Source organism: Orrella sp. 11846, from assembly GCF_048820935.1.
Classification (GTDB): Bacteria; Pseudomonadota; Gammaproteobacteria; order Burkholderiales; family Burkholderiaceae_B; genus Algicoccus.
Genome location: NZ_JBMERD010000002.1, coordinates 132,015 through 154,682 on the forward strand (window position 1 = coordinate 132,015; position 22,668 = coordinate 154,682).

The window sequence follows — 22,668 nt, forward strand, 5'->3', positions numbered from 1 at the left end:
TGGCGTTATCGAAACGTCCATTTACCCCAGATAAAGACGACGTTGCCGTTGTTTTGTCCGCCAGGAACATAGGCTGCTTGCAAAGCAAGATTCTTGTAGCTTAAAGAAGCGACAGGCAAGGCGGCTGGAAACGGAATGCCACCAAAGTAGTCTTTACGAGACATCAGAAATCCAGTCAGACCGACGCCCACTCTAACTTCAGATTTCCCAAGTTCCCAGGTCGGAATCCAGCCGTAACCGATCATGAATGACGGATCACCGTGCGAGTCTCGGAAACCCATGGCATACATGCCTTCCCAGTTGCCGCTTGCGTTGTAGCGTCCTTTGCCCAAGCCAAACCCACCTGGATAGGTGGTGTAGCTGTCGCGCAGTTCTTTTCGGTAGGCAAATGGTAAATGCCAAGTGTAGAGAGGGGCGTACAGCTCAATGTCACCATCACGCCATGTGTCGCCAACATGTGTCGCGGCGGTATTCCAAGCGTCGCGCATCCATGATGAGTCGCCATCTGCTTGCGCATAGGTGGGTAGGGCAGTCGATGCGAGGGCGCAGCTGACACAAAGCGCAGGGAGGATAGTCCGTTTCATGGTGGTTATCCGAAAATGCAAATAAAGCTGAAAAAAATGAGTTGAATACGCGATTATCGCAAATTTATGCAAATTTATGTAGGGTTGGCACTTTTTAATAGTTGCAATGTTGCTGTATATCAGGTCGCGCAAGAGTATCATCGCCTTGTTGGATTATTAACCGACGTTTGTCTTGTTTCTTTAACTGATCGTTGCTTGTTCAGGCACCTTATGCACGCTTCTTCGACCCCACCGCTTGCAGATTCTTGCGATACGCAAGAACAAAACGCACCCCAATCCATTTGGGAGTTGTTTGTTTTCTTTAGCTTGCTCGCATTGCAGGGATTTGGCGGCATGATTGCCTTTGTTGAGAAAGGGCTCGTGCAACAAAAAAAATGGCTCACACGAGAAGAGTTTCTTGGTGATTGGGCCGTGGCCAGAACCATGCCAGGACCACCTGCGATCAACATGTCCATCATGATAGGTGCGCGCTATTTTGGGTGGCGAGGTGCGATTGCGTCCTTTGTGGGTGTGTTTACCTTGCCCTCGATTCTGATTCTGGCGCTGGCGATTCTCTACGATCAGTTTAATCATTTGCCGGCGGTTGCCGCAGCGCTACGAGGGATGGGTGCGGTGGCTGCAGGATTGGTGATTGCGACAGGTATTAAGCTGGTTGGATCTTTGGGTAGCAATGTGATGGGCTTGCGAGTCTGTGCAGTGCTGGTGGTGATTACGTTCGTGCTGGCAGGGTTGATGGGGGTACGCGTCGCTTACATTCTGTTCAGTTTGGGCGCCTTGGCCTGCGTGTATGCGTATATCTGTTTAAGTCGAAAGGAGTCGTCGCGATGAATCTCGTGCCTGAAATTACGCTCTCGGCTCTTGATTGGTGGGCATTGGCAGAACGGTTTTTATTGTTGTCGATTTTGTCGGTTGGCGGACCATTGATCTTGGTGCCAGAAATGCGCCGTTTTCTGGTGGTTGATCAAGGCTGGGTCAATGACAGTCAGGTGGCCGCGTCAGTGGCATTGGCTCAATCAGCACCTGGTCCCAACGTCTTGTTTGTGGCTTTGTTAGGCTGGAATGTGGGCTTAAATGCCGGGAGCTACTGGCTGGGGTTGCTGGCTGCGATGCTGACGATGGTTTGTTTGTTATTACCCAGTTCAGTGCTTTTGTATGCTGCTTCACACTGGATTCATCGCAATGGCAACCGACTAGTGGTGCGTGCTTTCAAGCATGGGATGAGTCCGGTGGTGAGCTCTATGCTAGTGGCCTCTGGCTGGATGTTGGCAACGGCTGGTACGGAAGTGACTCGCGACTGGGGCTTATGGTTACTCAGTGCGGCGACAGTGGTTCTTGTGCTCAAAACGCGCCTGCCGATGGTTGTCTTGATCCTATTTGGGGGCATCATAGGGGCTTTTAGCGTTGTGTTCGTGTCGTAAGAATCACGTCTGGCCTTCATTAGCTGGCGCTTTCCCTTAATATGGATGGGATGAACCCACAGACACAACTTTCACTGGCATTGCCTGATGACACCGCCGCCCCAAAATCTAGGCGCGGCTTGCGTGTCTTGCACACGTCGGATTGGCATTTAGGTCGCGCCTTGTATGGACGGCGGCGCGATGCCGAATTTGAAGCGTTGATGCGCTGGATGGTCCAGACGGTTCAGCGTGAATCTATTGATGTAGTGATCGTGGCTGGTGACGTGTTTGATACCACGACACCGGGTGTACGTGCCCAGACTTTGTATTACGAGTTTCTCGTGCAAATGCACCGGTCTTGCTGTCGCCATGTGGTGATTGTGGGCGGCAACCATGACTCTTCTCTATTTTTACAGGCGCCAGCCGCATTGCTCAGACCGCTAGGTGTTCACGTCGTGGGCCATGCGTGTGAGGATCTGTCTGATCAGGTTCTGCTTTTGCGTGATCATCAAGGTGAGCCAGAACTGATTGTGTGTGCTGTTCCTTATTTGCGAGATCGTGATGTTCGCGGCGCTGTACAAGGTGCCGATTTGCAAGCCCGTGAAGAGGCGCTGGTCAATGGCATTCGGCAGCATTACGCAACCCTTGCCGATCTGACGCGTTCAACGCTGCAGGGTTTGTCTCATCCTGTGCCCGTAGTGGCAACCGGTCATTTGTATGCAGCGGGTTCACAACTACGTGAAGGCGAAGGCGTGCGTGACCTATATATCGGCACACTAGGTCAGGTGCATGCGAGTGTATTTGATCCGATTTTTGATTATGTCGCTTTAGGCCATCTGCATATATCGCAGCGTGTGGGTCAGCAAGATCGAATTCGCTATAGTGGTGCGCCGTTAAGCATGGGGTTTGGTGAAGCCAATCAGCAAAAAAGTGTCTTTGTGATTCAGTTTGAAGCACAAGCGCGTAACCAGCACGAAGGGTTTGATTTTGAGATTCAAGCCGTGGTGGTGCCAGTGTTTCAGAAGCTGATGCAAGTACGGGGTGATTTGCCGCACATTCTGGAGACTTTGCGCACTTTACAAGACGATGGGACAAGCTGTTGGGTTGAGGTTTTATATGACAGCCCAGAAATCGTTGGGGATTTGCGTGAGCAAATTAATCAGCGAGTGGCCGATTCATGTGTCGATGTGTTGCGAATTCGGCTCGCACCTCGCTTTCTGGAACAAGGGCAAACCGGTGTGGTTGAGGTGGACTTACAAGATCTGACGCCAGACGAAGTGTTTGAACAATGTCTACAAGCCCATCAGATCCCATTGACACAACAGCCGATCTTGCGTGAATCATTTCAAGCCGTGATGACACGCATGCATCAGGAATCGAAGCAAGAGGAAGCGCCTCTCGCATGAAAATTCTAAAAATCAGTTTTAGCAATTTGAATTCTTTGCGGGGTGAGTGGTGCATTGATTTGCAGGACCCCGCTTATCTGCAAGAAGGCCTGTTTGCCATCACCGGACCCACTGGCGCCGGTAAAACCACCATCTTGGATGCGATTTGCCTGGCCCTCTATGCATCGACACCGCGATTAGGTCCGATTGGTGGCGCGCAAAATGACTTGATGACGCGTCAAACTGGCTCATGCCATGCCGAGGTGGTTTTCGAAACGCCTGCCGGTCGATTCGTGAGTTACTGGGGGCAACGTCGTGCGTATAACAAGCCAGACGGAAAATTGCAGCAAGCCCACCATGAAGTGAGTACCGCTGATCATGAGATTTTGACATCGCGTTTGCGCGAGTCGAGCCAAAAAGTGATTGAATTAACCGGCATGACGTTTGAGCAGTTCACCAAATCGATGTTGCTTGCGCAAGGGGAGTTTTCTGCATTTCTGGATGCGCGTGAATCAGAGCGTGCGCCGATTCTGGAACAAATTACCGGAACGGAGATTTATTCACAGATTTCGATGGCCGTACATCGCCAGCGTAACGAGCAACAGATGCATCTACAGCTTTTACAAACCGCGCTTCAAGGCACAGTTTTGTTAAGCGAAGAGGAACAAACACAAATCCAGCAAGAGGTTGCGCAGCTCACAAAACGTCTAGAGGAACTCAACACTCAAATACGGTCTATACAAGTGCGCCTTCAGCACTGGGACACTTGGGCACAGATCGAAAAAGAATTGACTGAACTACAAACGCAACAGCAGACTTTAATCCAAAAGCGCGAAGCATTTGCCTCTAAATACACACAATTAAACCAAGCACAACGTGCACAAACATTGGACGGCGCTTTTTTGCAGGTTCAGACGGCTCGCCAAGAGTTACAAGCTGATGTGGCCGAGTGTGAAAAATGCTCGACAGACATTCAAACTTTAGAAGTCACCTTGCCAACGCTTGAAACCAAACAACGGCAGACTCAGGCGGATTGGACCTCTTTGTCACAAAGGCTGGAAGTCCTCAAGCCGCGTGTCCTTCAGGTCACGGCTCTGGATGAGCAGATGGCAGACAAACGACAAAGCCTTCAACAAGCCCAAACAACGCTTGAGACTGCACGCGCCGCTTTAAATCGTGATGTTGAGCAGTTAGATGAAGTTTTTATCGCTCGGGCGCAGATGCTTGCCAAACAAACCGTGTTGATGCGTCAGGCCCAGTTTTTTGAGGCCGATGCCGTCTTGAGTACAGACTGGTCTGGTTTGCAACAGCAATTGCTGCGTTTGAAGTCTGAGACGGCTTCGCTGCAAAAACTTGCAGCACAAGCCAACGAACTCAAAGACCGTGAACAAACCCTCACAACCTGCCAGAAAGAAACGAATCAAGTGGGATTGCGCTTAGAAACGCAGTTAAATCAACACAAAACACAGGTCTCTAACTTGACCGCAACGCTAGAACAATGGTTGCAAGGTGCGAGTGTGCATGCCTTGCATCAACGATTTAATACGGTTCAAACCCATCAACAAAAACTTGAACGGGCTCAGGCGCTGTGTCAAGAAATTACCCGCCTACAGGCCCAAGATCTGACGTCAGAGACTGATATTCAGCAAGATCGTGTCCGACTTGGAGCCTTGCAAACAGAACAGGCACATGCGCAAACAGCGTATACATTGGCACAATCGCAATTACAGTTATTGCAGGATCAGCGTGCGTTTGCGCAAACTGTCTTGTCGTATGAAGAAGCGCGCCAGCATTTGCATGTGGGAGAGCCTTGTCCCTTGTGTGGATCTGAGGTGCATCCGTATGTGCATGAAACAGTTCCAAAGCTTGATGCGCTGTTAGAGCAGATTCAAACTGCACGTCAGGCGGTACAGGATCAGCATCAGACATTACGACAAGCTGAAACGGCACTGTCTGGTTTGCAGCAGAAGCTTTCGTTGAGCTTAAAAGCTCAAGAAACCAATCGGCAGACTTTGACGCAGAAATGCATGGAACTGCAACAGTCTCTAACGCAATTTGAACGGACAGCGGAACTGGCAACTGTAGAACCTAAGAGTCTTTCGGTTCTGGAATCACAGCTTTCTGAACAGTTGCAACAAACAAAGACCGCATTAGACGATCTTCGGACACGACAGGCCAAAGCCGATGAGCTGCAACAACCCCTTCAAGCTGCTCAAAATCAGTTGCAGGCAGTGCAAGAGAAACAACAAGCCCATCAACAGCAACTTCAAACGTTGGCGGTCAAGCACTCGGCCTTGGTACGAGATCTGGAGAATCATCAGCAGAATTGGGCGCAGGCTCAAGAGGCCATTACACAGTTGCGTGAAACTTTGGTGCCCGTGTTGCTGGATTTGGACATCCACAAAAGTGATTTGGATGAACCAGACCGATTGATGAACACGCTGGCACAGCGTCGAGAGGTTTGGTTGAGAATTGATACGGCGTTGACACAGACTTATCCAGACGTGGCGCAGGTTAATTATCAGCTGGAGAGACTGCTTGATCAGGTTGAACAAAACACCCATAAAGTTCAAGACTTGCAGGCTGATTGTCAGCGTATCCAGCAAGCCTACGACACGTTACTCAAACAACGTTTGGATATCTTGCCGGATGCGGATCCGCATCAACAACTGGAAATGCTACAGGCTCAATGTGACGCAGCCAGTCAGTTGGCTCAGCAAGCCCGAGATGTTTTTTTGCAGACGCAAGCCGCTTTACGGCAGCAACGTGACAACTTGGTGTCTTGGCAGGCTCGTCTCATAAAACGTCGAGAGTCGCTTGCTATCCTTGAAGAAACATTTGCGCGCCAGTGCAGTGAGCAAGGCTTTGCCGATGAAGCCGCTTATCAAGCAGCTCGATTATCTCGTGAACAGATTCAAGTGTTGCTCGATGCGCAAGCAACATTGAGTCGACAAGAAACGACACTGAGGGCTAATCAGCAGACTTTATTGTCTAAAAAACAGGCATTACAGAGCCAGTTAGCGAATGAGTCGCCAGTGGAAGTTTTACAGATTAACTTACAAGACGCGGACAAAGAGCGGGCTGATCTGCAGGGTCGTGACGGCGCACTGCGAGAACAATTGAGTCTTGATGAGAAGGCACGCGCGCAACATGCGCAACAGATCACACAAATCGAAGCGCTACAAACGGTTTGTGCCCGCTGGCAGGCATTACACGATTTGATTGGTTCGGCGGATGGGCAGAAGTTTCAGCGATTTGCGCAAGGACTCACGTTTGAACGGGTGATCCGTCATGCCAATGCGCAATTGCAAGTGATGACGGATCGCTATGTGCTCAAACAAAGTCGACTGGAGCCTTTGGCACTGGATGTGGTGGATTTGTATCAAGCCGGTGAAGTGCGCACGACCCGAAACCTGTCAGGTGGAGAGCGTTTTATCGTGAGTTTGGCTTTAGCGCTGGGTTTATCACGCATGGCCAGTCACAAAGTACGCGTGGATTCGTTGTTTTTAGATGAAGGCTTTGGGACGCTGGATGAAGAAGCGCTAGAAACGGCTTTGCAAGCATTGGCCGGCTTGCGGCAGGAGGGAAAGATGATTGGGATCATCTCGCACGTTCAAGCATTAAAAGAGCGTATCGGTGCACAAATTCTAGTGAAACCCGTGCGCGGTGGCTATAGCGTGGTGGAAGGTCCTGGCTGTAGCCGCGTGAGTGTCGAGGACCTCTGAAAGCTGTCGCTTAACCGAGTATGACAACGCCGGCCACCACTGCGGCAAGCACAATGAGCCAGAACCAAATAGGAACCGAGGTCGATTCTTTGCGGGTTGGGGTGGCTCGTGTGTAAGTGGTAGGTGTGCCGTCTTCTTGGTCATGATCTGCCATCAGCACCGCTTTAAATCGTTTGAAAAAATCATTCGCAATGGACTGTGCCGCATTGTTTAAGAGTGCGTCATCCAGTTGTGCGATGTGGCCACTGAATTGGGGTTCGACATCGTAGTGAAGCTCAACACCCTGTTGATGGTTTTTGAGGGTGACTTTGGCTGCACCCTGACAGGCGCCAGCGGTTGTGCTTTGCACATCAAAATTCAGCGTATACGAGTTGGGTGCGGCGATGTCCGTGATTTTGATTTGCCCGTCGAACTGCGCATTGACCGGTCCCACGTTGATTTCCGATGTCACCAGATAAGTGTTTTCTGCATCTGGATCTGCCTCAAACCGCTTGCAGCCTGGAATGCATTGCTGCAGGATTTCAGGGTCATTGAGTGCTTGCCAAGTTAGTTCCGGGCTGATGCTCAGTAAACGCGAGGCTTGCATATGCATGTTGTTTTCCTTCCGAAATGACAGCGAGTATTAGACAATGAGAATTATTTCGTGTGCTCGCTGACATTGTGGCATAGAGCAACGCACGCGTACACGCGCGACGAGGTATGGTTTTGATCTGTATCGAATCTTTTTAAAAGAGTTTGGCGTTTTAAACAGATCTGTGGTGTTAGCTTGGTTTTATTAAGTTTGTGCGTCTGAAGGAGATCCATGGAATGCGTCAAGATGATCAGGCGAAAATGATGCGAGAAATTTCTCTCGTTCGCGCCAAAATATCCCCAGAGGTTCAAGTGTTACGTGCTTTGCCCACCAAAGCATTGCGCATGGTTGGTCCTTGGTGTTTTGTGGATTTGATGGGACCAGGGGACTACAGCTTACACACGGAACAACACCCCCATACTGCGCTTCAGACTCTGACCTGGATGATCGAAGGTGAGATGTTGCATCAGGATAGTTTGGGCTATGAGCAGATTATTCGGCCAGGCCAAGTCAACCTGATGACCGCAGGGCACGGCATCAGTCACACGGAAGACACGATGACAGACCCTGCAAAGATTTATGCTGCCCAGTTCTGGATCGCATTGCCACCGGGATTAGAAGATGGTCCTGCCGCGTTTGAACATGTGCCTGAACCCCCTCAATGGCAAGACGGTGAAATCCAGCGCACATTGCTAGCGGGTGAGTTCGAGACCTACCGCGCGAATATTGGGACGCAATCCCCGTTGGTTGGGGTTGACCTAGCCACCACTCGGGGCGGTGCTCAGGGGCTGGCCTTAAATGCCGAGTTCGAGCATGCGGTTATTGTCTTGTCAGGGCAGGTGCAAGTGGGTGATTTGACCGCTACGCGGGATCAGTTTGTGGCTTTACTCGCGGGGCAGCAAGAAGTGGCGCTTTGTCTGAATCCAGATACTCGGTGTTTGCTGATTGGTGGGCCGCCTCGTGAACAACCATTACATATGTGGTGGAACTTTGTCGGACCATCGCGTGCGTACCTCGAAGAGGCCTATGCACAGTGGCAAGCACGTAGTGAACGTTTTGGTTCGATGATCCCCGGTATCCCCAGTTTGGATTCGCCGCGACCGGCTTGGATGAAACCCGAGTGAGTGAAACTTGATTCAGTGATACTCGATAACACGCATTTCAGCTTTCCTACTGCGATCCGTTTCATCTAACGGATCGCAGGGTAAAGCGGATGTGGTGCGTTATTTAGTTTGATCGACGATATAGTCGCGAATCACGTTGAGAAGTGTAGTCAGGTTGTTTTGTAACTCTGTAAATCCTTCATTGGGCTCACGGGTGTCTTCGTTCATGTAGAGCGGTCTGAGAATTTCGATTTGCAGACTGTGACGATTGCGCTCGGGCTGTCCAATCTGTGCAATCAACTCAACCCCTTTGTAAGGGTCGTTACAGGCGACGCTATAGCCTTTGCTGCGCAAGAACGTGGCAATGACATCGACGAACTCAGGCGAGCAGGTGGTACCATCGCGATCACCGAGCACAAAATCCGCAATTTGCTTATCGGTTTTGATGCCCATGCCTTCGTAGGCATTGTGTGGCATCGAGTGTAAGTTCAGGTGCCACAGCGCATTGAATTGTTTGTAATGCTGATCAATGGCGTCACTTAAAGCCGCGTGATAAGGCTTGTAATAGGTTTCGATGCGATCTTGTACTTCGGCAACCGGCAGCTTTCTGTCATAAATCGGCACACCGCCCGTTAACCGAGCCCAGATCAGTCCCTTACCCAGGCGGGTTTTTTCACCGGGCGACAGGGGCTCAGGCCATTGACCGTCCATCATGTCTGGATCCAGATCTTTCAGGCTACGGTTGGGGTCGATAAAAACGCGTGGAAATGTGGCTTCGATTAATGTAGCGCCGACATCGGGTGCCGCTTTCCAAAGGGTGTGAATATGGTTGTCCTCACCCATACGCATCAGGTTTTGTGGGGCAGCACACTGAAAACCATCTGGGTAGGTGATCCCGCTGTGTGGTGAGTCACAGACCAGCGCAATAGCCGGCACTTTGGGCTCATGTCGAATGACGGGGGGCAAATTGTTCTGTGCAGAGAGGGTCATAAAAGCTCCTAATCGTGGTGTCTAGCAGCATAAGTCGAAAAAGCAGTGCTGTGAAGACCTCACAGCCCGAGTTGTTAGTGCATCCATTGCCTTAAAAAGCATTGCACTTTAATTTCGTAGCAGAGTGCACTAAACGGTTATGCTAGAAAGATGTGTTGCACGCCATCGCTTTTAATGGTGCAAAATTCTGATTGATCGTTTTTAAGGAGTGTCTTGGGATGTCTTTGCCTCAAACTCGTGAGTCCATTCTGACCGTGGATGGTCGTATCGCAACCCTGACGATGGATCGTCATGATGTCCGTAATGCATTGACAGGCACTGGTTTGATTGATGACATCGTCGATGTGGCGAGCTGGGTCAATTTGTGTGATGACATCTCTGTGCTGGTGATTACGGGCGCAGGTTCGGCGTTTTCTGCGGGCGGCAATATCAAGGACATGGCCGAACGTAAAGCGGATTTTGCAGGTACGGTGGCTGAGGTTGAGGTGCGATATCGCCGAGGTATTCAACGCATCCCGCTGTCATTGCAGCAAGTCGAAGTCCCCATTATTGCCGCTGTGAATGGACCTGCCATTGGTGCCGGGTTTGATTTGGCCAATATGGCCGATGTACGCATTGCGTCCACGCGGGCCAAGTTTGGTGAGACCTTTTTGAATTTGGGTATTATTCCCGGTGATGGTGGCGCTTGGTTTATGCAACGCCTGATTGGTTATCAACAGGCTTTTGAAATGACGCTGTCAGGCCGCATCGTGGAGGCTCAAGAGGCCAAAGAGATGGGGATTGTGCTCGAAGTCGTCGAGCCTGACGCATTGATGCCCAGAGTGCAGGAAATCGCAACACGCTATGCGCAACAGCCCCCAAGAGCTTTGCGTCAAACCAAGCGCCTCATGAAAATGGCGCAACGCATGGAATTGAAAGATTTTCTGGATTTGTGTGCCACGTTCCAAGGGATGTGTCACAACGAACCAGAACACATGGAAGCCGTCCAACGTGTCATGGCGGCGACTGTGAAACATTAAGAATGGCATGACATCAAGGAAGCGACATGATGAAACGTACAGGAATTGTGCATTGGCTCATGGCTTGTAGTTTGGGCCTTTCAGTTTTACTGATGACAGGTTGTCAGGAAGAGGCGGGACCCGCAGAAAAAGCCGGACGAGAGGTTGATAAAGCGCTCGATAAGGTTAATGACGGTATTAAAGAATTGACCAAGTGAGCGTTTAAAAGATATTCATGTTTGCAAAAAATGGTGCGCTGCGAAATTCTATCTTTGTAGTTTATACGGATTGATGCGGACTTTCGTTGCGTTACCATTGGAACTAATTTTATGGTTGCGTGAAGGCGTGTGCAGTTTTAACACGCCCTTTGCGCTGGAAGCGGATTGCTTTTTTTAGAAAGCAATTGTCGTGACTTTGTTGAATAAAACTAAGGTAATCGCCCATCATGCCTGGCCATCTCGTTGAAATTATTGCAACCGTTTTATTTGTTATTGCCATCGTGCATACCTTTTCTGTGCCCGTCTTTGCGCGTCTGGCTAATAAGAATGGTCCGCACGCTGGACTTTGGCACATGCTTTCCGAAGTGGAAGCAGTGTTTGGTGTCTGGGCGTTTGTGCTGGTCATCGTGATGGCGCTGGTCGCTGGTGCTGGTGAAGCGGTTCAGTATCTGGATTCAAGAAACTTTACGGAACCGGCATTTGTGTTTGTCATTATGGTAGTTGCCGCAAGCCGCCCCATCATTGACTTGGTGACGATGATTGTCCATGCTGTTGCCAAACTATTACCAATAGATCGTGCGGTTTCGACTTTTTTTGTGATTATGGCGCTTGTGCCATTGGCGGGTTCGTTTATCACGGAGCCTGCGGCAATGACCTTGGCCGCATTGCTCTTGCGTGATGGCTACTTCCGTAAACCTGGGCAGGCAGGTTTCAAGTATCTTGCGATTGGCGTGTTGTTCGTCAATATTTCGATTGGTGGTGTGATGACGGCCTATGCAGCGCCGCCAGTGCTGATGGTGGCCAATGCGTTTGGCTGGGATAGTGGCTATATGGCGACGCATTTTGGTTGGCGTGCTGCGATTGCTGTCATTATCAATGCCAGTGTGTTGACCTTTCTTAGCCGCCAGTATCTGAAAGCTGGCATGATTGGAGCTTCGGAATCCGAACAAAAACGCGCACGGACACCATTTTCTGTGATTGGCGTGCACTTGCTCGTACTTATTGGTGTGGTTCTAGGCGCACATCACCCAGCCTTCTTCTTAGGTCTCTTTATGATGTTTGTCGGCTATACCCACGCGTATCCGCAGTATCAGGATAATTTGATGATCCGTGAAGGGTTGATGGTGGGTTTCTTTCTGGCTGGTTTGATTGTGCTGGGTGGTTTGCAACAATGGTGGTTGCAGGATCTTCTGGGTGGGCTCGCCCCCATGGTGTTGTTCTGGGGATCGGCTGCGCTGACGGCTGTTACTGATAACGCAGCGCTGACGTATCTGGGATCTTTGGTTGAGGGCACGACTGAAACTTGGCGCTATATGTTGGTTGCGGGTGCCGTGACGGGTGGCGGTCTGACAGTAATTGCCAACGCGCCAAACCCAGCTGGTTTTGCAATCCTGAAAAACTGCTTTCCAGACGGTGCGATTTCACCTGCCAAGCTGATCATGTCAGCTGCGTTGCCTACACTGGTTGCTGCAGGGATGTTCTTGCTGCCGGTCTAATGTCACTAAAACATTAAAGTGTCTATAAAGGAGCCCGATCGTTTGAGGATGGTCGGGCTTTTTTGAGGGCAGAAAATCAAGTATGCCAGCAAGCACTTTGATGCCGCACTCGACCCGTTCAACACGAGCCGAGATGTTTACGCAGACCGGGGCTACTCCTCCAAAGCACGCTCGGAATTTCTCGAGCCAAAGGGATATCGAGATCAGATTCAGAGACGCTGCGCCGGCAAAAAAGCCCTTGTCATAGACGCAACAAGGTCGCAACTATCGCATCGCTAACTCGGGCTCGGGTTAAGCATCCGTTCGCCGCGATCAGCCAGATGGGTGGCAAGTTCGTATGCACGATTGGTCAGGCACGCGCAAACTTCTCCAAGCTTTTGATGGCAGCCTGCTACAACATCAAGCGGGGTGTTTTTCTCGTGGCCACGAATGGTGGTCGTGGCGCGCACTCATAGGGGGTTGGTGCGCCGAATTGCGACTGGAAAGCGAAATTTCGGCCTTTGCGGGGCTAAATGTGTCCTGATTGACGCTAAAAATCGATTTCACCTGCTTTTTGTAAAAAACTCTTTGCGTTTCGCTTAGTGTTCCCAAAAACGAGGGATTGTTCGAGGTGCCCTTAAGTATGTCGTGAGGTGTCTTTTGACATCATGCTAGAATCTTCGAACTATGCATCGACACACGATTTTGATCATCGATGATGAAACATCGATCCGAGAAATGCTTGCGTTCTCTTTGCAAAACGCAGGCTTTGACGTGTTGCATGCACAGAATTCTTCAGAAGCTTTGGAAATTCTGCGCGATCATCAAACGGATCTGATTCTTCTGGATTGGATGATGCCAGGTCTGAGCGGTGTTGAATTAGTGAAGCGTTTAAGACAGACACCACAGACGACTCGACTCCCCATCATCATGCTGACTGCGCGAGAGCAAGAGGATGATAAGGTTCGGGGTTTAGATGCGGGTGCAGACGACTACATCACTAAACCATTTTCTGTGCGCGAATTGATTTCACGAATCAAAGCGGCGTTACGTCAAGTCCAATCGTCTGATCAAACGAAAAAAATTAAACTTGGTAATCTATGCTTAGATCAGGTGAGTCAGTGTGTGACGGCTGATGACAAAATCATGGCGCTAAGTCCCACAGAGTTCAGGTTGATGTCACTCTTTATGAATAACCTAGATAGGGCTTATTCGCGTGCACAGTTATTAGATTTGGTCTGGGGAATGGATAGTGATATTGTCGATCGTACTGTTGACGTCCATGTGCTGCGCCTAAGAAAAATCTTGGCAAAGCATGGGTATAACCATTGGCTGCAAACAGTGCGCGGCATTGGTTATCGATTTTCTGTTCCTAAGGAATAGTGTTTCATTAAGCAGAGACGGTTTCCAATGATCTTTTATAGAAAAGGCGGTAACCTACTGTGAATGAAAGCATCAAGCGTGAAATCCGTCGAGTTCTAATTGTCTTGATTGCCAGCTTGTTGATCTCATGGTGGCTCGAGAGTCTTTGGCCAGCCGTCATTGCGCCGTTCGCATGGTGGATATATAACGTTTTACAAAGTGCCCGTGTATTTCAATGGATTGATCGTTACCCGAAAGAATGGGAGCCTCCCGAAGGCAGTGGGTTGTGGTCAGACTTAATGAATGAGCTTTATCGGTTATTGCGTAAAGAAAATAGAACGCGCGATGAGTTGACGTGGTTAATTCGCCGTACGGAAAGCTCACTGTCTGCGCTACGCGATGGTGTGGTTGTGCTCGATCGCCGTCAGCGACTTGAAACTTGGAATAAAGCAGCCGCCCAGACATTGGGTTTGCGTAAGTCGACAGATTATCAGCAAACTTTTACCAATTTTATTCGTAACCCAAAAATGGCAGAGTATTTGTCGAATGAAGACTTCGAGCACGCGTTGGTGCTGTCTGGGCCAGGTCGACAGCATCATCGTATGTTGGAATATACAGTGACCCGTTTTGGAGAAGGTGAATACTTTTTGTTGATTCGCGATGTAACGCGTTTACATAAACTGGAGCAAATGCGCAATGATTTTGTAGCGAATGTGAGTCATGAGCTTAAAACACCATTGACTGTTTTTAACGGCTATCTGGAAATGTTGATAGATAACCGGGAGAGCCAGCCCGAATTGCTTGATTTAGCTGTGCGGCGTATGTCTGAGCAAACTCAAAAAATGACGGAGCTTATCGTTGATTTACTGTTTCTGGCTCGATTGGAAAATACCCAGGTGCAGTCTGATCAGAAGCCAGTTGAGGTGCTTGAACTCATAGAAAATTTAGTGCGAGATGGGGCGATTATTGCTGAACAAAAAAACCATCATATTCACGTCGAAATTCCCAAAAACATTGGCTTGATTGGAGATCAAACTGAATTGCAGTGTGCGTTTACGAATTTGTTGGTGAATGCGGTTAAGTACACCCCAGAAGACGGAAAAATTGAGATTGTTTGGACGTTCAACGAGGAAGGTGGCGTTTTAGAATTTCGAGATAATGGCCCAGGGATTGCGACACATCATTTGCCTCGTCTCACAGAACGTTTCTATAGACCGAATGCTGGGCCAAGCTCGCAAGCGAAAGGAACAGGACTAGGACTGGCTATTGTTAAACATGTGTTGCTGCGACATGATGCGCATTTAGGCATTGAAAGCATCGTGGGTCAAGGGAGTGTGTTTCAATGCCAGTTCCCGCAATCTCGGGTTTACGATGAAAGTCGTCCACCCGAAATCATCGAACACGTTTAAGAGCTCACTCTAGATTAGATTGAAGCGGATCGTTTTGGCTTATGGTTTTTTGTTGACGATCTCTTTCATTTCTTCAATCGGAAGGTGACGTACGTCAGTGCCTTTCACCAGATAAACGACTTGTTCGCAAACGTTACGTGCGTGGTCGCCAATACGTTCTAGTGCGCGCAACGCCGACATGACCTTAAGGACGCGAATGATCAGATGCGGGTCGTCAATCATAAAGGTAATCAAAGAGCGAATGGCAATTTGATAGGCGGAATCGACCTCTGCGTCTGAAGCGACAATCTCGATCGCTTTGTCGGCATCAAATCGAGCAAACGCATCGAGTGATGCATTGAGCATGTTTTTGACATGTGTTCCGATGTGTTGCGCTTCCATATATCCGATTGATAAAGGTTCTTGCGCTGTTAACTTTAGAGCGAGATCCGCGATCTTAGCGGCTTTGTCACCAATTCGCTCAAGCTCTGATACACATTTAGACACCGCAATGATTGTGCGCAGATCGATTGCTGCGGGTTGACGCAATGCGAGTACTCTGGCGCATTCTTCGTCCAGTCGTTTTTCTAATAAGTCGACTTGAAGTTCTGAGGTGAGTACTTGCTGCGCCAGCTCCACATCTTGTTGAAGAAATGATTCCAAAGCATCATGGACTTGTTTTTCGACTAAGCCGCCCATGCGCAAAAGATCATTGCGAATATTGTCCATTTCCTGCGCAAATTGTGAAGAACTATGTTTTTTTAAGTTGAAAAGCATGAGGTTTGACTCCAATTGGCGATGGTTAAGGCGTTCAGACTCCTCTTAACCAAACCTTCCGGTGATATAGGCTTCAGTGAGTTGATTGTCGGGTTGTGTGAATACTTTATCGGTCGCATTAATTTCAATTAACTCGCCCATGTGGAAGTACGCAACACGATCCGAGACGCGGGCGGCTTGTTGCATTGAGTGCGTCACCATCACAATAGTGAATTGACGAGACAGCTCATCAATGAGCTCTTCAATCCGGGCTGTCGCAATGGGATCCAGTGCTGAGCAGGGTTCATCCATCAGAATCACTTCGGGACTGACTGCGATGGCACGAGCTATGCAAAGACGCTGTTGTTGTCCGCCGGATAAGCCTGTTGCTCGAGCGTTAAGACGATCTTTGACTTCATCCCACAAGCCTGCACGCAGAAGACTCTCTTCTACAATGTCATTTAGGTCACTACGCCCTCTTGCGAGGCCGTGTATTTTAGGTCCATACGCGACGTTCTCATAAATCGATTTGGGAAAGGGGTTGGGTTTTTGAAAAACCATCCCGACACGCGCCCGTAACATGACAACGTCAATCTTGTCATCATAAATATCCTCTCCATCCAGATATACTCCTCCTTCGACGCGACAGCCAGGGATCGTGTCGTTCATACGGTTAAGGGTTCGCAAGAAAGTTGATTTTCCACACCCGGATGGTCCGATGAAAGCGACGATCTCGTTTTTATATAGATCTAGACTGACACCTTTGATCGCAGGTCGGTTGTCGTAGAAAACATCGACGTCTTTTGTTCGAATTTTGATGGTCGAAGTTGTAGGCTGCGCATGTAGTGCATCAATGCTCAAGCCCATTTGTTGTTGAGATACTGACATCATTGGTTTGATCCTTTCCATTGTTTATTCAGTTGATTTCTCAAGAATATTGCGAATGCTTTTAATCCTAAAACCAACGTCATCAATAAGATAATGGCGCTTGCTGTGCGGCCTTCAAAAAAGTTTCGTAACTCTTGCCCCTGCCAGAGAAATATTTGTACGGATAATGCCGTTGACTGATCTAAAGGTGTGCTCGGGACATGCGCGACAAATGCATTCATGCCAATTAATAGCAGTGGGGCGGTTTCACCTAAAGCTTGGGCCAATGCAAGTACGGTACCTGTCAAAACGCCGGGTGCAGCCAGAGGTAGCACATGGTGAAAGACGACTTGCATTGGGGAGGCGCCTATGCCTTGGGCTGCTTGACGCACCGAGGAAGGAACAGCTTGTAACGCGGCACGGGTTGTGATGATGACGGTTGGCAATGACATCAGACTGAGCACTAAGCCAGCGACCAGTGGGGCTGAAAGTGGCATGCCCATCCAATTAATAAAAACGGCTGCACCTAAGAGGCCGAACACAATTGATGGGACTGCGGCGAGGTTATTAATATTGACTTCAATTAAGTCAGTCCAACGGTTTTTGGGTGCAAACTCTTCAAGATAGATCGCGGATGCAACACCGATTGGTACAGAGACGATGACAACAATGATCAGGATGAAGATTGAACCCATTAGCGCACCGAGCAATCCCGCAGAGGCTGGTGAGCTTCGTGAATCCGTATTCGAAAACAATGAATGGCTAAATTTTTTCTGAATGTGACCATCATGGCTTAAACGGTCAGCCAGCTCACGGACGCTTTTACTGACTTGTTGATCACGGTCGCTCAGTGTCCGATTAATATTGCCACTGAGCCAGACGTCTACATTGGCGTCGGTCAGTAAATCCATGAAAGCGGTTTGTCCGATTAGATCAGGGTTTTTTATAAAGGCTTCACGTAAATCATGTGCTGCTGATCTCGTGAATAATGAACGGACATCCCGCGCGCTAATGTGTTGTTGTGGATAGATGTTCTGTATGGTTTGTGTCAGTAAACCCTGCCAGTTTTGAGTGATCAATCGTTTTTGCCAATCGAGCAATCTGATGTTGAAATCATTCGTGTTTTCGTCGATGCGTTGCTCTGGTTTGGCCTCTATTTCGATGATTTCTGGGTCAAAGTAGACCGGAACGTGAACCACGGATTGCCACATCGCCGGTAATCCGCGATAGAGAATGCTACCAAATAGTAGAATCACTAAGCTGAGTCCGGCAATAATGGCAATCCTTCCGTACCAGCGAAAACGCCTGTCCCTTGCATGACGTTTGCGCAAGCCTTTGCTGAGTCGGGATTGCAAACGCTCCTGAGCCGAAACGTAGGCTGATGAATTGGGTGACTGGTTTGAATTATTCATAAACTTCCCGGTATTTCCGCACAACAAAGAGCGCAACAATGTTTAAGCACAGCGTAATCACAAGCAGTGTTAAACCGAGTGCAAATGCAACTAAAGACTGTGGTCCCGCAAAATCTGTATCGCCGGTAAGCTGATTGACAATACTCACGGTGACTGTGGAGATTGCATCTAGTGGGTTTGTATGGAATTTCGGACTATTGCCTGCAGCTAAGACGACAATCATGGTTTCACCAATGGCACGACTAATCGCTAATAAAAACGCTGCAACAATGCCTGGCATCGCGGCTGGTAGGACGACTCGACAAATGGTTTCTCGGGATGTGGCACCTAGTCCGGAAGATGCGTCACGCAAGGCGCGTGGCACTTGACTAATCACGTCATCAGACAGTGATGAAACAAAAGGAATGATCATGATTCCCATGACTAGACCTGCCGTCAGTGCACTGGCTGCGCGGACTTGTAGGCCGAGCAACATTCCAAGTTCGTGTAGCCACGGACCAATGAATGTGATCGCAAAGACGCCATACACAATGGTTGGGATGCCTGCGAGGACTTCGATGACTGATTTACTCGTCGTTCTGAACCAGTCAGGTGCATATTCAGTCAGATAAACAGCGATCAATAATCCCAGTGGCACTGCCACAAGCATGGCAATGATGCTGACCATAAAAGTCCCCCAGAGCAGGGGTAACAAACCGTATTCGCCATGTCCGGCATCTGAACTGTTGAAAGCAGGATTCCAGCGTGTGCCAAAGAAGAAATCAGTTGGGCTGACAAATGTGAAAAACTTTAAAGTTTCACTCAGCATAGAGAACACAATGCCAACCGTGGTTAGAATCGCGATCCCACTGCAGACCATAAGACCGATGCGTGCGATTTTCTCGACATAGACACGTGCCTTGAATTGCGCAGACATACGCCGCATGACAGCAAACCCACCGATTGCAACCAAGCTCATCATGAGTACGACTTTGATGATCGTGGCCCAGTGTTGCAATTTGCTGATGTGTGCGGCGGCAGATGTATACCCTTCTGGTGGTGTGCCGTGCAATGATTGGCCATTGACTAACGCATAAGCAAACTGTCGGTAGCGAATTTGGTCGATTTCCGACAGTATCTTTGCGTGGCCTGCGAGTTCGGCATAAGCAATTTCCTCAAGTATGGATGGCTCAATAATGCCCCACAATACAACGACAAATAAAGCCGGAACCACGCACCAAAAGGCCAACAAAAGCGCGTGATACTGTGGACGTGAATGCATTCGCCCCTGTTTTGGATGGGTGCTGTATCGTCGGCTTTTGAACAGACCAACTTGATAGGCAAGCGCCATCAGGACTAGGAGTCCGATGATCAAAACGGAGTTGCTCATAGTCTTAAAACGCCAAGTTCAAATGGTTTCATGATCTCTGTATCACCGCAATCAGCTTTTATTGTTTGGCGAGCGCTTGAGTTTTAAAGCGTGTTTGAATGGTGTGTCGCTCATCGTCACTCAGTGGAATTAAACCAATTTCTTCCAGAGGTCCACCTAAGCCTGAGACTTCGGGGGTTAGGAAGAAGTCCACATACTCTGTTAAGCCTGGAATGATTTCCAGATGTTCACCTTTGACGTAAAAGTACAAAGGACGAGATACAGGGTAGGCACCCGAGGCAATTGTTTCGAGCGATGGGGCGATATTTTCGATTGTGGCAACTTGAAGACGATCACGGTTTTGCTCATAAAAACCCAAACCGAACACACCAATGGCTTCAGGCTGAACATTGAGGCGAGTTAACGTTTCGGTGTAGTCGCCTGCGACCTCAATCACACGGCCATCAGAACGTAACGTGGTGCAGTAGGAGATTTTTTCTTCTTTCGGTAAAGCCTTTACTGGTTCAAACGAATCGCAGCCAGGCACTAACAGTTTTTCTTCAAATACCTCACGAGTGCCATGGTTTGATGCGGGAACAACCAGCATGATTTCTTGTTGAGGTAAGTTCTGATTGATTTGCGACCATTCGGTATAGGGGTTGGTAACCCATTGTCCATCGATCAGGACTTTGGCGGCTGAGGCGCTGTAAATATCGGCAGCAGTGAGCGCAAACTCAGGTTGTCCTTTCGGTGAGGCAAAGACGATGCCGTCGTAACCAAACTGTATTTCAATGACATTTTTTACACCTTGGTTGTGACATGCCTCGAGCTCTTTTTGGCTGATTGATCGGGATGCATTTGCAATGTCAGTGGTGTTAAAGCCAATGCCCTGACAAAACTGACGCAAACCACCACCAGTCCCACCAGAACCCACAACAGGGGTTTTGAATTCAGGATGTGCGTGATTGAACTCTTCCGCTACGATGCTGGCAAAAGGTAAAACCGTGGATGAACCTGCCAGTTGTATGACATCACGTGCGTGCGCCGCACCCGCTGCGGTCATGCTGCTGAAAATCACAGTGGCGACGAACAGTTGTTTTCTTAACATCATCAAAAATATCCTTATGTGCTTGTTCATAAAGTTAGATCCCCGTTGTTTAAAACTTCTAACCAAACGGATCTAGGGTCACTAGATTGCTCCTTATTGGGATCGACAATCTAGGGATAATTGGATTATGTGGAAACTTTGTGACAGTTTTATGACAGGCTATGTAATTCGATTCTTAGACCGAACTTATCTTCTGGACAGCATATTGAATCAGTGTCTTGCTGATGAGAGATTTAAAAGTTTTGAAAAATATATGAATAACTCTGAATAGAACCGTATTCACAGAGTTTGTCTAACGAACTAACTTGTGACCTGAAAGGGTTCTTGGGCGAACGAAATTTTTATGCGCAGTCAGCATGAATTGGTCAGTTTGTGTTGTGACTGACAGTTAAGTTACAAATGTTATAAAAACAATACAGCAAACGTGCTGTGATAGAAGACGTTTGCGATTAAACTGAGTACACTACCAGCTAGACGGTCATGTCTAAATATGCACTGAGGTCGGGTGTCAGCATTTGGATATCCACAAAACGACGAGTTGATCGATGCCATGAGTCAAACACTATTTCAAAAAATCTGGAATCCGCACGTTGTTGTGCGTAAAGAAACGGGCCCTTCATTGCTATATATAGACCGCCATATTGTGCATGAAGGTTCGTTTCATGCATTCAATCAGTTGCGCGCGCGTGAGCTGCCGATTCGACATCCTTCACAGGTATTTGGGGTGCCGGATCATTATGTGCCGACATGGGGTCGTCGTGCCGAAGATGCGGCAACGCCTGAAATCGCCCATATGATCACTTTGTTTGATGACAACATGAAATGGGGTCAGATTCCTCACTTCGAGTTGGCTGATCAGCGTCAAGGCATTGTTCATGTGGTTGGACCCGAGCAAGGGATCACGTTGCCCGGCATGACGGTGGTTTGTAGTGATAGCCATACGTCTACGCATGGCGCGCTTGGCGCCATTGCGTTTGGAATCGGACAGTCAGAAAGTATGCACGTGATGGCAACGCAAACACTTTGGCAAATCGCACCGAAAGTGATGCGAATTCGCGTCGATGGTGTGTTACAGCCAGGTGTGTTTGCAAAAGATATTATTTTGGCGATTATTGCTCGTATAGGTGCATCTGGCGCGGTTGGTCATGCGATTGAGTATGCGGGGTCTGCGATTTCGTCACTGAATATGGATGGTCGTTTAACGATTTGTAATATGTCGATTGAAGCAGGTGCCCGCTTGGGGAGCATTGCACCTGATGACACGACTTTTGAGTTTCTCGCAGACAAGCCACAAGTGCCACGTGGTGCCGCTTGGGATGAAGCCCTCGCTTACTGGAAAACGTTACGCTCGGACGATGATGCTGTGTTTGATCGGGACATTGTGATGAATGCAAGCGAAATCAGACCGATGGTCACATGGGGCACCAGTCCAGACGCAGGCTGTGCGATTGATGAGGTTGTACCTGATCCTGAAGGGTTTGCGGATATACAGACCCGTGAGGGCGCCAGGCAGGCTTTGACTTATATGGATCTGCAGCCAGGTATGAAAATGTCGGACGTGTCCATTGATCGTGTTTTTATTGGTTCCTGTACCAATAGTCGTTTGAGCGATCTGCAAGAGGCGGCTCGCGTATTGAAAGGTCGTAAAGTCAAAGTGTCCGGTCTGGTGGTGCCTGGTTCAGGTCTTGTCAAAGCACAGGCCGAAGCATTAGGACTTGACCAGATCTTTATGGATGCCGGATTGGAATGGCGTTCATCGGGTTGCTCCATGTGTGCTGCCATGAATGGCGATATTGGACAACCCGGGGAAAGAATTGCATCGACTTCAAATCGAAACTTCGTCGGTCGACAAGGACCCGGTGCGCGCACTCATCTGATGAGTCCGGCCATGGCTGCTGCCGCAGCCGTGACGGGCAAACTAACGGATGTACGCACGCTCATCGCTGAGTAGTTTTGGCTGACAGATGCTTCTGAATCAGGC

The 22,668-nt window shown here is 48.9% G+C and carries 19 protein-coding genes and 1 pseudogene; 12 read left to right on the plus strand and 8 right to left on the minus strand.

What is annotated here, in order from left to right:
• Nucleotides 1-5 precede the first annotated feature (5 nt).
• Complete coding sequence (pagP, locus tag ACOI06_RS02215; RefSeq protein WP_420660854.1) at nucleotides 6-584, minus strand: lipid IV(A) palmitoyltransferase PagP; 579 nt, start codon at nucleotides 582-584, stop codon at nucleotides 6-8.
• A gap of 210 nt (nucleotides 585-794) precedes the next feature.
• On the opposite strand from pagP, the gene ACOI06_RS02220 reads away from it, so the two are divergent.
• Genes ACOI06_RS02220 through ACOI06_RS02235 form a run of 4 tightly spaced genes read left to right on the plus strand, consistent with a single transcriptional unit; the run spans nucleotide 795 to nucleotide 7,091 of the window.
• Entirely contained in the window at nucleotides 795-1,412 is a 618-nt protein-coding gene (locus ACOI06_RS02220; protein ID WP_420660855.1) for a chromate transporter, read from the plus strand.
• A complete protein-coding gene (locus ACOI06_RS02225; RefSeq protein WP_420660857.1) occupies nucleotides 1,409-2,002 on the plus strand; it encodes a chromate transporter in 594 nt (197 codons plus the stop codon). The genes ACOI06_RS02220 and ACOI06_RS02225 overlap by 4 nt, the downstream gene beginning before the upstream one ends.
• Before the next feature lie 50 nt (nucleotides 2,003-2,052).
• Nucleotides 2,053-3,387, plus strand: a complete 1,335-nt coding sequence (locus ACOI06_RS02230) for an exonuclease SbcCD subunit D C-terminal domain-containing protein (RefSeq protein ID WP_420660858.1) — start codon at nucleotides 2,053-2,055, stop codon at nucleotides 3,385-3,387.
• The gene (locus ACOI06_RS02235) at nucleotides 3,384-7,091 is read left to right on the plus strand and encodes an AAA family ATPase (RefSeq protein WP_420660859.1); all 3,708 of its coding nucleotides are present in this window, start codon (nucleotides 3,384-3,386) and stop codon (nucleotides 7,089-7,091) included. The genes ACOI06_RS02230 and ACOI06_RS02235 overlap by 4 nt, the downstream gene beginning before the upstream one ends.
• Before the next feature lie 10 nt (nucleotides 7,092-7,101).
• Here the strand turns inward: ACOI06_RS02235 and ACOI06_RS02240 are convergent, their stop codons facing one another.
• The gene (locus ACOI06_RS02240; protein ID WP_420660860.1) at nucleotides 7,102-7,683 is read right to left on the minus strand and encodes a CoxG family protein; all 582 of its coding nucleotides are present in this window, start codon (nucleotides 7,681-7,683) and stop codon (nucleotides 7,102-7,104) included.
• A gap of 215 nt (nucleotides 7,684-7,898) precedes the next feature.
• Here ACOI06_RS02240 and ACOI06_RS02245 point away from each other — a divergent pair, with 215 nt between their 5' ends.
• On the plus strand, nucleotides 7,899-8,786 hold the full coding sequence (locus tag ACOI06_RS02245) for a pirin family protein (RefSeq protein ID WP_420660861.1): 888 nt from the start codon (nucleotides 7,899-7,901) through the stop codon (nucleotides 8,784-8,786).
• A 99-nt stretch (nucleotides 8,787-8,885) separates the two neighbouring features.
• On the opposite strand, the gene ACOI06_RS02250 is transcribed toward ACOI06_RS02245, so the two are convergent.
• On the minus strand, nucleotides 8,886-9,755 hold the full coding sequence (locus ACOI06_RS02250) for an N-formylglutamate amidohydrolase (protein WP_420660862.1): 870 nt from the start codon (nucleotides 9,753-9,755) through the stop codon (nucleotides 8,886-8,888).
• A 218-nt stretch (nucleotides 9,756-9,973) separates the two neighbouring features.
• Here ACOI06_RS02250 and ACOI06_RS02255 point away from each other — a divergent pair, with 218 nt between their 5' ends.
• The 6 genes and pseudogenes from ACOI06_RS02255 (at nucleotide 9,974) to phoR (ending at nucleotide 15,217) form a co-directional block, all read left to right on the plus strand.
• On the plus strand, nucleotides 9,974-10,774 hold the full coding sequence (locus tag ACOI06_RS02255; protein ID WP_420660863.1) for an enoyl-CoA hydratase-related protein: 801 nt from the start codon (nucleotides 9,974-9,976) through the stop codon (nucleotides 10,772-10,774).
• A gap of 26 nt (nucleotides 10,775-10,800) precedes the next feature.
• The gene (locus tag ACOI06_RS02260) at nucleotides 10,801-10,971 is read left to right on the plus strand and encodes a hypothetical protein (RefSeq protein WP_420660864.1); all 171 of its coding nucleotides are present in this window, start codon (nucleotides 10,801-10,803) and stop codon (nucleotides 10,969-10,971) included.
• Nucleotides 10,972-11,198: 227 nt separating this feature from the next.
• Nucleotides 11,199-12,467, plus strand: a complete 1,269-nt coding sequence (locus tag ACOI06_RS02265; protein ID WP_420660865.1) for a putative Na+/H+ antiporter — start codon at nucleotides 11,199-11,201, stop codon at nucleotides 12,465-12,467.
• An 87-nt stretch (nucleotides 12,468-12,554) separates the two neighbouring features.
• Nucleotides 12,555-12,922 (plus strand): annotated as a pseudogene (locus ACOI06_RS02270) (hypothetical protein); the annotation flags it as partial.
• Nucleotides 12,923-13,133: 211 nt separating this feature from the next.
• The gene (gene phoB / locus ACOI06_RS02275) at nucleotides 13,134-13,829 is read left to right on the plus strand and encodes a phosphate regulon transcriptional regulator PhoB (RefSeq protein ID WP_420660866.1); all 696 of its coding nucleotides are present in this window, start codon (nucleotides 13,134-13,136) and stop codon (nucleotides 13,827-13,829) included.
• Nucleotides 13,830-13,888: 59 nt separating this feature from the next.
• Nucleotides 13,889-15,217, plus strand: a complete 1,329-nt coding sequence (gene phoR, locus ACOI06_RS02280; RefSeq protein ID WP_420660868.1) for a phosphate regulon sensor histidine kinase PhoR — start codon at nucleotides 13,889-13,891, stop codon at nucleotides 15,215-15,217.
• A 39-nt stretch (nucleotides 15,218-15,256) separates the two neighbouring features.
• On the opposite strand, the gene phoU is transcribed toward phoR, so the two are convergent.
• Genes phoU through ACOI06_RS02305 form a run of 5 tightly spaced genes read right to left on the minus strand, consistent with a single transcriptional unit; the run spans nucleotide 15,257 to nucleotide 20,690 of the window.
• Nucleotides 15,257-15,973 (minus strand): phosphate signaling complex protein PhoU, encoded by a 717-nt coding sequence (gene phoU / locus ACOI06_RS02285; RefSeq protein ID WP_420660869.1) that lies wholly within the window; start codon nucleotides 15,971-15,973, stop codon nucleotides 15,257-15,259.
• A gap of 45 nt (nucleotides 15,974-16,018) precedes the next feature.
• Nucleotides 16,019-16,819 carry a phosphate ABC transporter ATP-binding protein PstB gene (pstB, locus tag ACOI06_RS02290; RefSeq protein ID WP_420661018.1) on the minus strand — a complete coding sequence of 267 codons (801 nt, stop codon included), beginning with the start codon at nucleotides 16,817-16,819 and terminating at the stop codon, nucleotides 16,019-16,021.
• Nucleotides 16,820-16,839: 20 nt separating this feature from the next.
• On the minus strand, nucleotides 16,840-18,231 hold the full coding sequence (gene pstA / locus ACOI06_RS02295; protein WP_420660870.1) for a phosphate ABC transporter permease PstA: 1,392 nt from the start codon (nucleotides 18,229-18,231) through the stop codon (nucleotides 16,840-16,842).
• On the minus strand, nucleotides 18,224-19,600 hold the full coding sequence (pstC, locus tag ACOI06_RS02300) for a phosphate ABC transporter permease subunit PstC (protein WP_420660871.1): 1,377 nt from the start codon (nucleotides 19,598-19,600) through the stop codon (nucleotides 18,224-18,226). The genes pstA and pstC overlap by 8 nt, the downstream gene beginning before the upstream one ends.
• Before the next feature lie 58 nt (nucleotides 19,601-19,658).
• On the minus strand, nucleotides 19,659-20,690 hold the full coding sequence (locus ACOI06_RS02305) for a PstS family phosphate ABC transporter substrate-binding protein (protein ID WP_420660872.1): 1,032 nt from the start codon (nucleotides 20,688-20,690) through the stop codon (nucleotides 19,659-19,661).
• 502 nt (nucleotides 20,691-21,192) lie between these two features.
• Between ACOI06_RS02305 and leuC the strand changes: the two genes are divergently transcribed.
• A complete protein-coding gene (gene leuC, locus ACOI06_RS02310) occupies nucleotides 21,193-22,638 on the plus strand; it encodes a 3-isopropylmalate dehydratase large subunit (RefSeq protein WP_420660873.1) in 1,446 nt (481 codons plus the stop codon).
• Nucleotides 22,639-22,668: the final 30 nt, after the last annotated feature.